Here is a 12,688-nt window from a genome sequence, read left to right as displayed (position 1 = left end):
AATTTGCCTATACTAATGCAATTTTAGTGAATGAAGGACATCATTTTGCGCCCTACCGTACTTTGCTTTTCCGGTTTAGACCCTTCAGGTGGAGCCGGCCTTCAAGCAGATATTGAAGCTATTGGTCAAAGTGGTGCACATGCGGCAATTGCCTGCACAGCCCTCACTATTCAAAATTCACAGCAGGTTTTTGGTTTCGAAGCCACTTCCAGAGAATTGCTATTGGCACAGGCCAATGCTGTGGTAAATGACCTGCCCATTCGTTGCGTAAAATCTGGCATGTTAGGCACCACAGACAATATCGTGGCTCTGGCCGAGTTTCTGACTGTACATCCAGATTATCTGTATGTGCTGGATCCGGTTTTGGTCGCCAATAGTGGCGGCTCGCTGGGTAATCAGGAAACGCTGGTCAAAGCATTTACCCAGCTGATTCCATTGGCCACCATTTTAACGCCAAATACGGTTGAACTGCGTGCCCTGACGGGTGAGCAAGACCTCAAACTGGCCACTCAAAAATTGTTTAAAATGGGTGCACAGGCTGTTTTGGTCAAAGGGGGGCATGAAGATACGCCTGATTATATCCAGAACAGCCTGTATATCGCAGGTGAGCTGGTCAACGAAACTCGCTGTCCACGTCTGCCAGGTGAATATCATGGTTCTGGCTGTTCACTGGCCAGTTTCATTGCCGGACGTCTGGCCATGGGTGATCAGTTGAAAACTGCGGTACAGCATGCTGAAACCTGGTTATTTGGGGTATTAAAAAATGCTGAAATTCCTGTTCCAAATGGCCAGAGAATTCCAAAGCGTTTTTAAGATCACACTTCTTAAAATCAAAACTAAAAAAGCCTGAGTCATTCAGGCTTTTTTATCACTGCTATTTTTTAAACAATACTATTTGGCCTGATAAATGATTTTGCTTACATAGGTCGGTAAATTCCAAGCACCACCGGCGAAGCCTTTGCATTGTACGGTCAGACCACTGAAGCTTTTGACAAATTTCTTGCCATTCCAGGCCCATTCGTTCTGACTCAGACAATCGCCCAAACCACGCACTTTATGCCCGGAAAATATCTGGCCTTGGTTAAATGTTTCTCCCGAGGTCGTCACCAACTGTTTAAATTGCTTGTTTCGATCCATCAGCCAGAAGCCACTACCCATATTATAAGCCCCACGCCAGCATGGAATCTGAATCAGTTGATTCTGGGCATTAATGGGATAAATGGTCATAACATCATCATCCAGAAAACGCTGGCTAAACAGCAAATCACATTGATCTTCCTTGGTGGTGGCTTGCAGTTTTCGAATCATCTGCTGACTTGTTGCCGTATTCAGTTTTGCTTGAGTGACTTTGCCTGACTGATATTTTGGTATCTGAATTTTCGGTATCCCTGCGGCTTTAAGCACCGCCTGATTGGATTTTATCCCCGGACTGATCAAGGCTGAGGGCGTAGAAAGTCGACGCTGAAATTCATCCATCTTGAGTAAAACGGCACTGGCGCCGGCGGTCGACAGGTTCCAGCGTGATTGCGCATTTTTAAATATCACTGGACTCGTTCCCTGCACCGCTTTCAGCAAGGCACGCGTTTGACTGCTATTGAGTTGCCCTATTCCCTCCCTATTCAGACCAATCACGCCATAAGGTGTGCTGGCAATTTGCAGCTGAAGCTGTCTGGTCGGTGTGGCAGCAGCTAAGGGTAAAATCTGGACCTGAGCTTTGATGCTACTGTTTATCCCAGCAGCACGCTCAAGTAGCACCGAAACCGGCTGATCGATATCTTGATCCGATTGATAACCGGCAGCGCGGCAGGTGCCGGTATTATCACAGGCAATTTCCCAGTCTTTATGTGAAAAATGCAGGCCCTGAATGGCCGCCAGACTTAATGAGCTGATACTGGCTAGACCAAATGTGACACTCATGGTTTTGATGCTGTAGATCCATTTTTGTTTCATCGTTTAGTCCTTATTTAAAACGCTTGCCGAGGTAGCAGGCTGCATCTGCTCAATCTGCTTCTGTTTATCTTTTTTCTTGCGCTCATTGCTCAAAGTCGCCATTAAATCCTGTGCCAAAGCCTTAAGCAGAATCATATCTTCGGCCTGCATCTGTCTCGGTTGTTTATCCAGCAGACACAGACTCCCCAGCGCAATTCCATTTTTATCTTTTAAGGGCACACCGGCATAGAAACGGATATGATGCTGTCTTAACTCTGACAGATGCGGAAAGCGCGGGTCACGCTGCAAGTCTTCAATCACCAAAGGCTCATTCTGATAAAGCAGATGGGTGCAAACTGAATCCTTGCACATTTGCCGGGTTGCAATAGGTTCTTGGGTAAAAGGACTGACTGGAATATACATTTCGTGCTGATTCAGCCAAGAAATTTGTGCGTAATCAACGTCAAAGGCTTGACGAGCTTCTTCAATATATTGTTTATAAAGGGTCTGATGACGATGATCCAATAACCCCAATTCATTTAAAGCCTGCTGCCGTTCTTTTTCATTCTTGATCTCCAGATTCTCAAACCAGCTTTCGCCTTCATTCAAGGTATAAGTTTCGATAGTCAGAATCAGATCATCGACATTATTGACCAGTGCCTCCAGCTCAAAACGTTGTTGCAGTTCATCCAGAAGCTCCAGCTGCCTCATGCTCCAAGTCGCAAAAATGATTTTCATCTCAGGATATTGCTGCGCCAGTCTATATTTCAGCAACCGAATCTGTGCTGCAGGCGCATGATGAAAAATCGACACACATAAAATCTTGATCGAAGCTGGCAGTACAATACCCTTTCCTGATTCACTCGATTGAATCAGCACATCCGGATCATTTCGGGCAGCAATATTTTTGAGATTCAGCGCGTGTGCCACCATGGCAGAAATCTGGGTGTCAATTTCCCAACGCGCACCGACACAATAAACTTCGGGCTGCTCAGCACTTAATTTACTTGGATAGGCTTTTTGAAACGCATGATTAAAGAACTGCAAGCCCTGATAAAGACGCAACCGGTGTTCGGCAGTGACATCGGTATCATGTCCTTGAGAATAAATCCGAATGGCTGGAATGGCCACTTCGCCATAGAACATTTGTACCCGACGGGCCACCTCCTCTGCACTGGGCTTTTTCGGTAATTGCGAACAGATGTAATCATTGGCTACCTGCATTGCATCATTGACTTCATCAGCCACCAGTCGTTGGTAAAAGCGTTCGGAGGGTGACAATACTGGCGTACTGCCAAGTAAGGTTTTGACAAAACCCAGTGCCGGTACATAATTGGACAAAACCAGCAGGCAGGCAGTCAAAGGCGTCGACAAGATCAGCCCTACCGGTCCCCAGAGGGTGGTCCAGAACGTAGCAGCCAGAATAATTGCCAAAGTAGACAGACCGGTACTTTCCCCATAGAGCCACGGTTCAATCACGTTATTGCTGATGAGTTCCAGCACCAGTATCAAGGCCACAGTCCAGAGCACCATGTCCCAGCCCGGATCAACGGCGAAAGCCAGTGTAATCGGGAAAATAGCTGAAACGATCGGGCCAACATAGGGTACAAAACGCATAACCACCGCGACCAGCCCCCACATGATCGCTGCTGGCACGCCAATCAATAACAGCCCAATCGCCATGGGAATACCATAAGTGACATTGACCAGCAGCTGCATGCGCAAATAGGTTCCGATACTCTTGCCGGCATCATCCAGCGCATCGGTGCCGATATTCAGATTACCACCCAAGAGTTTCAGAAAGCGGTCATGCAGGTCTTTACCATTGAATAAAATCAATACCATAAACAGGAACACAATCCCGATAATCGCCAACGGATTCAGGATTTTATTCAACCAGTCCAGCGCAGCCTCTTCACTCGTTGGCTCTAGGCCCACGACTTTGACATTCTGCACATTCGGGTCTTCTGTTTCCTGTTCTTGGGTGTCTATCGAATTTTCTACCGTGTCAAAGGTCTGGATCGCACCGTCCCACATACTCGGTCCCTGACGATAATTTTCGAGCATTTTCAGTTTTTGCTGGATGGTGTCCTGATATTGCGGCAGTTCCTGACTCAGCTTGCCAAGCTGCACCCCCAGATAAGTCGCTGTGCCGCCCAGAAATGACAAGGTCAAGCACATGACCAGGCCAATCGCCGCCCATTGGGGACAGCCCCAGCGCTTTAAACGGGAAACCAGAGGAGAAAGTAAAAATGCCAGCAGAATGGCCAAAGCCAGCGGAATAAAAATATCCCGGCCAAAATACAACGCCGTCATGACTACAGCAGCAATTACAAAGCCTGCCATCATTCTGAGTGCATGTTGGGTGCGCTGCCGCTCGGACTGATCTGGCATCAATACTTCAGTCTGTTGTTGCAGGTTGGCCTGTCTTGGTTTTACTTGACTGTTCTTGTTGTTATCCACCTGAAAAGTCCTAAAATATTATTCCTTCAACATAATTTAGGACTTTCTATATTTTTGTTACAAAGGTATTCCTGTAATCATTTGCAAAGATATTTCACTTAAATCTTTTCAGATGAGTGGATTAACTCACGCTTTTGATCCGGCGCATTTTCCGGGTTTCGAGTTGCACAGGAACTGAAGTATGTTGATGCAGCAATTGCCATTTGCCCTGCTGCTTGCTCAGGCACATGCTGACCCGACACCAGCCCAACTGGAAAATCGGTTCAATCACCGCATAATTCACCCGGACATAACCATCGACTACAGCCAGATCAGAAGTGACATGAATGTTCATATTCTGCCGCTCTACACGTATTCCTTCGGGCATAAAGTGCCGATATTGTTGCCAGAGAGCCTGATAGGCTTCGACACCTTTCACTTCCATACTGACATCGACCAAACGGATTTCCGGTCGGCACAATTGAACAATATCCTGAATTTCGAGTCTGGCTATGGCATTGTCCCACTCTCGAAGAAATGCCATGACTTCCCGAACCAATTGTTCATCCCCAAAAATCTGCATTAAATTTTCCTCAATCGGACAAGTCAGACCTGAAATCTGGGATTCAATCAACTCACCCGATTTCTGATCTTTTGTTCTTATTATTTTGCCTATGCTAAAGCGTTATTCTCGCTTTGCTCTCCCCACTGCCTGATTGGATACAGCCCACCTGAAGATTATTTTTTAAATTATTTTTATTTCAATCAGGATAAATATGCTGTTTCTAGATTGGATGATTCAAAAATCAGCAGCGATTAAAAGTTACTTTAGAACTTTTATTGCATGCCTGTAAATGACATAAAGCGTCATTTAAAAATAGAAATAATTTTAGATCTGAATAAGATAGCGGGCTGTTACAGACCAAGTCGATCTGTTTATAAATTTCGTATGGCATTAATAAAGTTTTAAGGCATTTGATCCATGCCATATCAACAGATAAAAGCCATCATTCAGATAATGGCTTTACTATAGGTCTGCTTTGGCATTTCAATGATTTCGACACAAAGCTGTATTTTTAATTCAGGCTGTGGCGCAATATATTGCTGCATGACGTCGAGCACCAATTCGGAAATTGCCTGACGACCTTCGACACTGCACCCGCTCAACAGTAAACTTTTGCATGTACATAGGCCTGATCTGTAACAAGATTCAGTCCAATCACATAATCCTGCTGCATAATCGCACGGCTTTTCAAATCATTGGAATCGGTGACATGGCCGGCTTTAAAAAGTGCCTGATGGATCGCGACCAATAAAGGTTTGATCTCGATGTGTTGCAGATTGTCAGAATATTCCAGATGCAGGTGCGGCATTAAAAGGAGCTTGGATCGAAAACGTGAGGATCAGGGCGACAGGAAAATAATCTGCCCAGAATTTCAGCAATAATGAGAATAATACGATTAATCAACCGTATTATTCTCTCGTCAGAATTTTAGTCTAGGGCTAAATTTAAGCTTTCTTTACATATTCTGATTTCAGTTTCATCGGGCCGATTCCCTCGATTTTACAATCGATATCATGCCCATCGGCAGCATCAGGCAGCAAGCGGATACTTTTGACTTTGGTGCCCACTTTCACCACTGAAGATGAACCTTTGATTTTCAGGTCTTTAATCACCGTTACGCTATCACCGTCCGCCAGCACATTGCCATTGGCATCCTTAATGATCACTTGCTCTTCAGTGATTTCACCTTCTTTCCACTCGTGTGCGCATTCTGGACAGATCAGTAGATCGCCATCTGCATAGGTATATTCAGATTGACATTTTAGACAGTTTGGCAGACCCATAAGAACCTCGAAAAAAAGAGAAAAATAAAATAAATGAAACAAATAAGCGCACAGTATAGCATCTTTGTCAGGCGCGCTGATGGAGAGGACATTGGGATGAAACCAACACAGGAGATCCAAGGAATTAATTGTCTGAAATCTGCGGATTAACCAGCAAAGACAGGAGTTGCAGTGATTCCTGCCAGCTCAAATGACACACCGCCGGCGGCACCACATCCGGATAACCTACCTGAATAATATGCAAACCGGTACCGATTGACACTTTTTCAAAGATGATCGTCACCTCTATTTCACCCTGCAAGTCGGGGGTAGAAAACTGATCGGTATAGCGCAGCAGCTGATTGGGAATGACCTCATGATAAATGCCATGAAAATGATGCTGGGTTCCGGTAGAAAAATTGGTAAAGGTCGTTTTATAGCTGCCGCCGGGTTTGACTTCCGCATGTTCTACTTTGGCAATAAAGCCATGTGGTGCCAGCCATTTGGCCAGTGCATCCGGATGCACAAAGGCACGATACACCCGCTCCGGTGGTGCACTAAACACACGATGCATTTTTAAGGTGTAACTCATTTTTTCTTGTCCTTTGTTCTTATTATTTTTTATTGCGGGATATTCCCTGCATTTGTTGTGACTAAATCCTCAGCATCATCAGCCTGAGTTAAGTACTCATTTGAGTTATTTTATCCAGTTTTGAGCTGGCTATATATAATGAGTATGTATCTATACTCAAGCTCAAACCTTCGTATAGCAATTAAAGAGTAATAAAAAAAACCCGGCAGCACCGGGTTTCTTACTTTAAATCATTTAAATACAAGCATGCTCAGCTACTACGCAGGCTGCTCTCTTCGTCATCCAGCTCATCATCATAGACATAGGCCATACAGCCCCAACCATCATATTCACCCTGAAATTGTGCAGCGATTTTGCTGAACCATTGTTCCAGATCCACGATATCTTCGTAGGCAGGCTCCATATATACATAAATCGTGATGATCCATTCCAAGGTATCGCTATCTTCGTCCTGAAACAGGCTAATTTTTTGCTCTTCTTTTAATAGATGCAAGGCACAACGATCTGCCTGCGCTTCATCCGCAAAGGCAATCGAAAATTCAATTTCGTGCGCTTCTTGCAAGTCGTCGCCATCCTGATGCATTTGCCACAGTACATTGCCATTTTCATCGTCAGGGAATTGATTGTAATCACGTGACATAGAAGTATCCTTATTATGATGCTGTTTTATTCTGCATTTAAGATTAGCTGATTTTTGTACAATTATCGAGATACAGACAAAAAATATTATCTTTTAACCATAAATAAACATATGATTTTTATAAATATAAAAATAAGTAAGGGGATCAATATATTCAAGATTCCTTAAGACCAAAAATCCTGAAAAATATCAGGATTTAAACCAACTTATGGCATTCAGAATACTCTGGTAAAAATCTTCTAGACCTATGAATGTCATGATCTACGCGATGTGTGAATGCGGATGATCCTGTTTCAGTTGCAAAAGCAGTGCAGCGAACTTGAGCTCCTCTAAACGCAGATCAAGATAGGATTCTTGAATCATCGCCTGACTCAGTGCCTGCCCGGTATAATTCAGCAAGACATAATCATCCTTTAAGGCTTGCAGCATCTCGCCCAGATTTTCTGTGCTTAATTGAGTGAGATATAAATCTGCCTTACAGTTGAAAGCCAGACTAAGGATTTCAATAGTACTTCGACGGCGATTGTCGTCGACATAATTACAGCTCGCCACCTGCTGTTTTTCTACAGCCTGCTGAATTCTGTCACGGACATTGCATAAATGCCGAACCGCATCCGTTTCACTATAACCGTCAATCAGCTGCTGTAAAACCTGTGTTGCGGGAAGTTGCAAACCGAAGCGCTTGGCCTGTATTTTATGCTCTAAAGCACTCAATACCTCTTGCAAGCGATGCTGTTGTTTGGCCTGTTCATAATAACCGTGCAAACTTTGTCGGGCCTCCTGCTCAACCTCGGCCACGGCCTGCGCCTGAAACTGGGCAAGATAATCTTTTACTCTTGTGATATAGGCTTTGAGATCATCGATCATGATCGAAGCATCCAGCTTGGTCGCTTCAACAAAGTTTTCGGCCTGCAAAGTCCGGTTAATAATATATTGCTCGATATCCCAGATATCCTGATATTTTTTATATTTATTCAGCGCAATGTTTAAACTGCCATTCTGTAGCCGCAATTGGGTGATTTCATAATTCAATTCATCGACTTGAGTTTCATAATCTGCCAATTTGCTGCGGGAATGATCCAGGTTTTCCTGTAAAAACTGGATATTGCTGCGTAATGAGGCCTGTACCTTCAAGCTCCATAGCAATGCACATATTAAAATACTCGCGAGAACGAAGAGAGCCATACTGAGCATCGTTCTTTCCTTTAACCCCGGGCAGCGCCCTAAACCATCAAATTAAAAATTTATTATAAACTCATGATTAATTTTGCATCACTTCGGACAGATAAGCAAAGCCGTTGATCACCACTAAGTCATTCATTCATTTTATTTTTCTACAAAATATTTATGTACAAGTCATGTATGACTGACTGCTTTCCGGCTCAAGTCAAATCCATTCTGAAACAACTTACGATATTTTTTATATCAAAAGATATAATTTAAAAGTTTAAAAATAATAAAAGCAAAATTAAAAAACCTGAAAAATAAAGATATCAGGCCTATAGCGAGAGATAAAAGAATAAAAATTCTCTAAGCTCATCATCAAGAGATAAACCGAACATTAAAATTTATATTCGGTAGTGACAGCCGATCAGGCAATGGATCAGTAGAAAATTTCATTTGAACATGCTTGTAAAGCCACTCATTTCCAAGCTGCTATCGAAATAAATTCTCACACTTTTTTATTCGGGTTGCCCAGTTTAAGAGCTTGATCCTCATCATATTTATGAGCTTAAAAAGCATGTGTCCGGTTGGCTCTGATTATCAAGCAGAATCAAATTAGAATGGTATGGCTGCCTTAATTTCGACCGCAACACCACTCAAAGGCTGGGTAAAAGCCAAATAACTGGCATGCAAGGCCATACGATTTAAAGGACTGCGCTGGGGTTCAGGATGATAAATTTTGTCGCCAGTAATGGGATGACCAATATGCAGCATATGGACGCGAAGCTGGTGGGAACGGCCGGTAATGGGGGTCAGTAACACCCGACTAATGTCTTGCTGAGGTAGATATTCTAATGCCTGATACAGGGTTTTGGCAGCCTTGCCCAGTTCAAAATGCACAATCTGACGCGGACGGTTTTCCCAGTCGGTAATCAAAGGCACTTCGACGCTGCCCTCACCTTCGAGTTTGCCTTGTACCAGCGCGACATAATTTTTAAGTACCGTGCGTGCCTGAAACATTTTACTCACCGCCACTTCTGCATCGCGGTGTTTGGCAAACATCAAAATACCGGAGGTGGCCATATCCAGACGATGGGTAATTTTGGCCTGCGGATACTGGTCCAGTACCCGCAAATAGGCACTGTCGTGATGTTCAGGTAAACGCCCCGGAACCGACAATAATCCGGCCGGCTTTTCAATCACCACCAGATCATCATCTTCATAAACGATATGCAGCGGTTCTTGCGGTGGACAATAGACAAAGTCATTGTTGATGGGCATTTTAAGGGTACAGCATCTGGAATAATGCGCGCAAAATAACAAGCGGCTTCTAGGCTGTCAATTACCGTGCTTGACCAGCTCAGCTTAATCTGCCAGATAATAATCGACCGTCGAGACCACGCGTACTTTTTTCAAATACGGCGTATTGCTGTCGCGATCTTCAATACTAAACAGCCCCTGATTGGCGGACTTGATTTTGCCCAGACTGCTTTTTGAATCTGCAGCAAATTTTTCCGCTACACTGCGCGCATTTTCGGTGGCCTGTTCAATCATCGCAGGCTTGATGTCATTCAGCTTGGTAAATAAATATTCCGTTCTTTGTCCAGAATCATCTCCGGCAAAGGCAATGCCTTTTCGACCCAAAGCCACCAGACGACTTTGTGCCGCACGCACTGCATCTATTTTATGGGTATAGACTGTAATGGTCTGGCTGGCGGTGTAACGTAGCGCGACATTGGCATCCCCGCCATATTGCTGCGCGTATTTATCGGTGATACTCGGTGAAGCACTGGTAATTTCTTCCGTGCTAAATCCTTCATTTTTTAAGAAGGTCTGAATTTCCTGGGTATTGGTTTGCATGGTATCGTACAATTCGGCCAAATCCTGACTGCCGGCATTAAAGCGGATTGGCCATACCGCCACATCGGCTTTGACTTCGCGTTCCGACAAGCCTTTGACCGAAACTATACGTTCATACTGTTTAATTTTCAGCGCGCTATTGCCCAGAATCCATCCTGCAATAATCATTCCCAAGCCGATCAAGGCGCCTAAAATCAGGGCCGGTTTGAATTGATTCATCCTTCAACTCCTTTGAAATCTTTTTTCGTTCTTATTGATCCTGCCACGCTATCAAGTAGCGATAAAATGATACTAATTCAATCTTATTTTTATCACTCGAAGATTCAATCACAACATCGTACTTAACCTTGATTTATCAGATAGATTGCAATTAACGGCGTCAGGTTAAACAGCAGAATGCCAATTTTATACACAGCCATTCCTGAATAATGAATCACATCAAAACTGGCATCTGACAGCCGAAACCATTTTCCATGCACCTGCTTCATCCAGTTTCGAGCAAAAATAAAGACCATGAACCAGATCATGAGAATGACATAATTAATGAGTGTGCAAAACAGTAAAAAACGGCACCAGATATCGAGATTCATGAGGATTCCCCTAAGGGGCAACTGATGTTTTTAAAATAACAGATCATGCTGATAAATGAAGGATGGATTTGTATCCTGCTTGGATAAATAGTTTTCTTAAATTTATGATTTATATTTATTTTAATTTTTAATTCTACGTATATTGCTGGAGAATTTTTTAGGGTGTTGGGAAAACTCGCAATGGTTTACTTCAACTATCATTCTTTGTAAGACCTGATCTTATAGCCTATAAACTTTTGGTCTATAGCGTCCTAAGCCGAATCGAGACCTTTTGGGTTCGTACTGCACTCGCGTTTTGCGCCGCTCACAGCATGCTACTCTTTCCGATCCCATCACACCCTTGAAAGCTATATTAGGTAAAGATGGACGGGATTAATTTCCTATGTTTTTTTAATTTGCATTAAATCTGAAAATTTATTTCATTATTAACCCACATATAGAGAAATAAATTCCATTTCCAATTTTTTATGCTTTTTTATTCGCCAAAATGAGACTTTATTGCAATTTATATTCAGGACAGGATTGCTGTTTTATTGAAAGAATGTTCCCTGAATCCATTGCGCACTAAACCACCAGGCACTAATCGCGGACATCCCGCACAGAAGATTAGCCAGTACCTTATTAATTCTAGTCAACTCAGAACTATAAATTTTCAAATTAAGCAAATAAGCGATCACAGCGTAAACCGAGCCAATCGCGCCCCCAAAAAGAATCAGGATCAGTGGCCATGCAGAATAGAAATGGGCTTTTTTATCTAATTTTCCTGACTCTGGTGCGTGCTGTTGAATATCCATAGGTGATAGCCCTCTTTCTAATATATGCACTTTCACTATTTCTAGGCAGATATTTACTCTTTAGAAAATATTTGCCTTCTAGGTCTTTCACTCAAGCAAGAAGCAGACCAGTTTTATCGTACAAAGAGCTGTCGGGTATGATGATTGATATAGGCATTCAGGCCATCGCCATATTGAGCAAGCTGTTTCATGTTTTCGACATGCTGATAGCCGGCACTGCTATAGCTGTAGGTATAAACTTTCGAGGTTTTCTTAAATTGAACCCGAATAAACTCATTACCAATCTCGTAATTGGCAACACCTGAGTCATGATTAAGATCAAGATAATATTGCAATTGAGCTGCCCTAAACACGATGAATCTAGGGTTTTATATGGGGTTTTATTGGTTAATTTTCAAACAATAATATTTTAAGAAAATAAAATCTATAAAAAAAATATCCCATTATTTAATGGGATATTTTTTAAATCGGAGTGAACTATTTAACAATTAGGATCCACTACAAAACTTGTCTGGCTGAATTTTTGCCATGCACCAGTAGCAGCACCATCCACAACGAGAATAGAGATAATTCCCCAATCCAAGAAAACACCTAATAAGGTTGTTGGATCAAAAGTTTTTTGTGGAATAACGATGTTGGTTTGGCAGCCTTGCTTCTCTGCTTTAATTACATAATTTTCTTTCTTTTTGAAAGTATAAACAGTATTACGCTGACCCATATATTCTTCATTGACATATAACTTAGCCAATTCATCGTTACTACGGATATTCACAGTTTGTGTTGAACCATTAAACATCGTCGCACAGCCTGAAGTAAATAACATCACACTTCCTATTACTAAAGCTGTAAA

Annotated in this window: 14 protein-coding genes and 1 pseudogene; 1 reads left to right on the top strand and 14 read right to left on the bottom strand. The window is 42.8% G+C overall.

Features of this window, described 5'->3' with window-relative positions; translation table 11 throughout:
• Positions 1 to 45: 45 nt before the first annotated feature.
• Positions 46 to 813 (top strand): hydroxymethylpyrimidine/phosphomethylpyrimidine kinase, encoded by a 768-nt coding sequence (locus J7649_RS13510; RefSeq protein WP_114541029.1) that lies wholly within the window; start codon positions 46 to 48, stop codon positions 811 to 813.
• Positions 814 to 891: 78 nt separating this feature from the next.
• On the opposite strand, the gene J7649_RS13505 is transcribed toward J7649_RS13510, so the two are convergent.
• The 14 genes and pseudogenes from J7649_RS13505 to J7649_RS13440 form a co-directional block, all read right to left on the bottom strand.
• Positions 892 to 1,950, bottom strand: coding sequence for a DUF1176 domain-containing protein (locus J7649_RS13505; protein ID WP_219308611.1), 1,059 nt, complete (start codon positions 1,948 to 1,950; stop codon positions 892 to 894).
• Positions 1,951 to 1,953: 3 nt separating this feature from the next.
• Positions 1,954 to 4,392, bottom strand: a complete 2,439-nt coding sequence (locus tag J7649_RS13500) for an AI-2E family transporter (protein ID WP_219308609.1) — start codon at positions 4,390 to 4,392, stop codon at positions 1,954 to 1,956.
• Positions 4,393 to 4,513: 121 nt separating this feature from the next.
• Positions 4,514 to 4,954 carry a YybH family protein gene (locus tag J7649_RS13495; RefSeq protein WP_129717774.1) on the bottom strand — a complete coding sequence of 147 codons (441 nt, stop codon included), beginning with the start codon at positions 4,952 to 4,954 and terminating at the stop codon, positions 4,514 to 4,516.
• A 428-nt stretch (positions 4,955 to 5,382) separates the two neighbouring features.
• Positions 5,383 to 5,744 (bottom strand): annotated as a pseudogene (locus J7649_RS13490) (5-carboxymethyl-2-hydroxymuconate Delta-isomerase).
• A gap of 136 nt (positions 5,745 to 5,880) precedes the next feature.
• Complete coding sequence (locus J7649_RS13485; RefSeq protein WP_005106163.1) at positions 5,881 to 6,219, bottom strand: zinc ribbon domain-containing protein YjdM; 339 nt, start codon at positions 6,217 to 6,219, stop codon at positions 5,881 to 5,883.
• Positions 6,220 to 6,343: 124 nt separating this feature from the next.
• A complete protein-coding gene (locus J7649_RS13480) occupies positions 6,344 to 6,790 on the bottom strand; it encodes an SRPBCC domain-containing protein (RefSeq protein WP_004732106.1) in 447 nt (148 codons plus the stop codon).
• A gap of 250 nt (positions 6,791 to 7,040) precedes the next feature.
• Positions 7,041 to 7,430, bottom strand: coding sequence for a ribonuclease E inhibitor RraB (locus J7649_RS13475; RefSeq protein ID WP_004645916.1), 390 nt, complete (start codon positions 7,428 to 7,430; stop codon positions 7,041 to 7,043).
• 261 nt (positions 7,431 to 7,691) lie between these two features.
• The gene (locus J7649_RS13470) at positions 7,692 to 8,624 is read right to left on the bottom strand and encodes an SNIPE associated domain-containing protein (protein WP_219308607.1); all 933 of its coding nucleotides are present in this window, start codon (positions 8,622 to 8,624) and stop codon (positions 7,692 to 7,694) included.
• A 585-nt stretch (positions 8,625 to 9,209) separates the two neighbouring features.
• A complete protein-coding gene (locus J7649_RS13465; protein ID WP_219308605.1) occupies positions 9,210 to 9,875 on the bottom strand; it encodes a pseudouridine synthase in 666 nt (221 codons plus the stop codon).
• A gap of 84 nt (positions 9,876 to 9,959) precedes the next feature.
• The gene (locus J7649_RS13460; RefSeq protein ID WP_005104124.1) at positions 9,960 to 10,673 is read right to left on the bottom strand and encodes an SIMPL domain-containing protein; all 714 of its coding nucleotides are present in this window, start codon (positions 10,671 to 10,673) and stop codon (positions 9,960 to 9,962) included.
• 122 nt (positions 10,674 to 10,795) lie between these two features.
• Positions 10,796 to 11,044, bottom strand: coding sequence for a DUF6868 family protein (locus J7649_RS13455; protein WP_044111121.1), 249 nt, complete (start codon positions 11,042 to 11,044; stop codon positions 10,796 to 10,798).
• Between the two features lie 530 nt (positions 11,045 to 11,574).
• The gene (locus J7649_RS13450) at positions 11,575 to 11,838 is read right to left on the bottom strand and encodes a hypothetical protein (RefSeq protein ID WP_219308594.1); all 264 of its coding nucleotides are present in this window, start codon (positions 11,836 to 11,838) and stop codon (positions 11,575 to 11,577) included.
• 113 nt (positions 11,839 to 11,951) lie between these two features.
• The gene (locus J7649_RS13445; protein ID WP_016806680.1) at positions 11,952 to 12,173 is read right to left on the bottom strand and encodes a hypothetical protein; all 222 of its coding nucleotides are present in this window, start codon (positions 12,171 to 12,173) and stop codon (positions 11,952 to 11,954) included.
• A gap of 146 nt (positions 12,174 to 12,319) precedes the next feature.
• Positions 12,320 to 12,661 carry a hypothetical protein gene (locus J7649_RS13440; RefSeq protein ID WP_004645924.1) on the bottom strand — a complete coding sequence of 114 codons (342 nt, stop codon included), beginning with the start codon at positions 12,659 to 12,661 and terminating at the stop codon, positions 12,320 to 12,322.
• Positions 12,662 to 12,688 lie beyond the last annotated feature (27 nt).

The sequence above is a fragment of the Acinetobacter lwoffii genome (assembly GCF_019343495.1).
In the GTDB taxonomy this organism is placed as follows: Bacteria; Pseudomonadota; Gammaproteobacteria; order Pseudomonadales; family Moraxellaceae; genus Acinetobacter; species Acinetobacter lwoffii_P.
Note: the sequence above shows the minus strand (reverse complement) of the source record. Positions and strands in the feature narration are given on the sequence as shown.

Bases quoted from the DNA above. Each gene is read 5' to 3' on its own strand.
- J7649_RS13505 (WP_219308611.1), bottom strand. From the start codon at position 1,950: ATGAAACAAAAATGGATCTACAGCATCAAAACCATGAGTGTCACATTT.
- J7649_RS13495 (WP_129717774.1), bottom strand. From the start codon at position 4,954: ATGCAGATTTTTGGGGATGAACAATTGGTTCGGGAAGTCATGGCATTT.
- J7649_RS13485 (WP_005106163.1), bottom strand. From the start codon at position 6,219: ATGGGTCTGCCAAACTGTCTAAAATGTCAATCTGAATATACCTATGCA.
- J7649_RS13480 (WP_004732106.1), bottom strand. From the start codon at position 6,790: ATGAGTTACACCTTAAAAATGCATCGTGTGTTTAGTGCACCACCGGAG.
- J7649_RS13475 (WP_004645916.1), bottom strand. From the start codon at position 7,430: ATGTCACGTGATTACAATCAATTCCCTGACGATGAAAATGGCAATGTA.
- J7649_RS13470 (WP_219308607.1), bottom strand. From the start codon at position 8,624: ATGCTCAGTATGGCTCTCTTCGTTCTCGCGAGTATTTTAATATGTGCA.
- J7649_RS13465 (WP_219308605.1), bottom strand. From the start codon at position 9,875: ATGCCCATCAACAATGACTTTGTCTATTGTCCACCGCAAGAACCGCTG.
- J7649_RS13460 (WP_005104124.1), bottom strand. From the start codon at position 10,673: ATGAATCAATTCAAACCGGCCCTGATTTTAGGCGCCTTGATCGGCTTG.
- J7649_RS13455 (WP_044111121.1), bottom strand. From the start codon at position 11,044: ATGAATCTCGATATCTGGTGCCGTTTTTTACTGTTTTGCACACTCATT.
- J7649_RS13450 (WP_219308594.1), bottom strand. From the start codon at position 11,838: ATGGATATTCAACAGCACGCACCAGAGTCAGGAAAATTAGATAAAAAA.
- J7649_RS13440 (WP_004645924.1), bottom strand. From the start codon at position 12,661: ATGTTATTTACTTCAGGCTGTGCGACGATGTTTAATGGTTCAACACAA.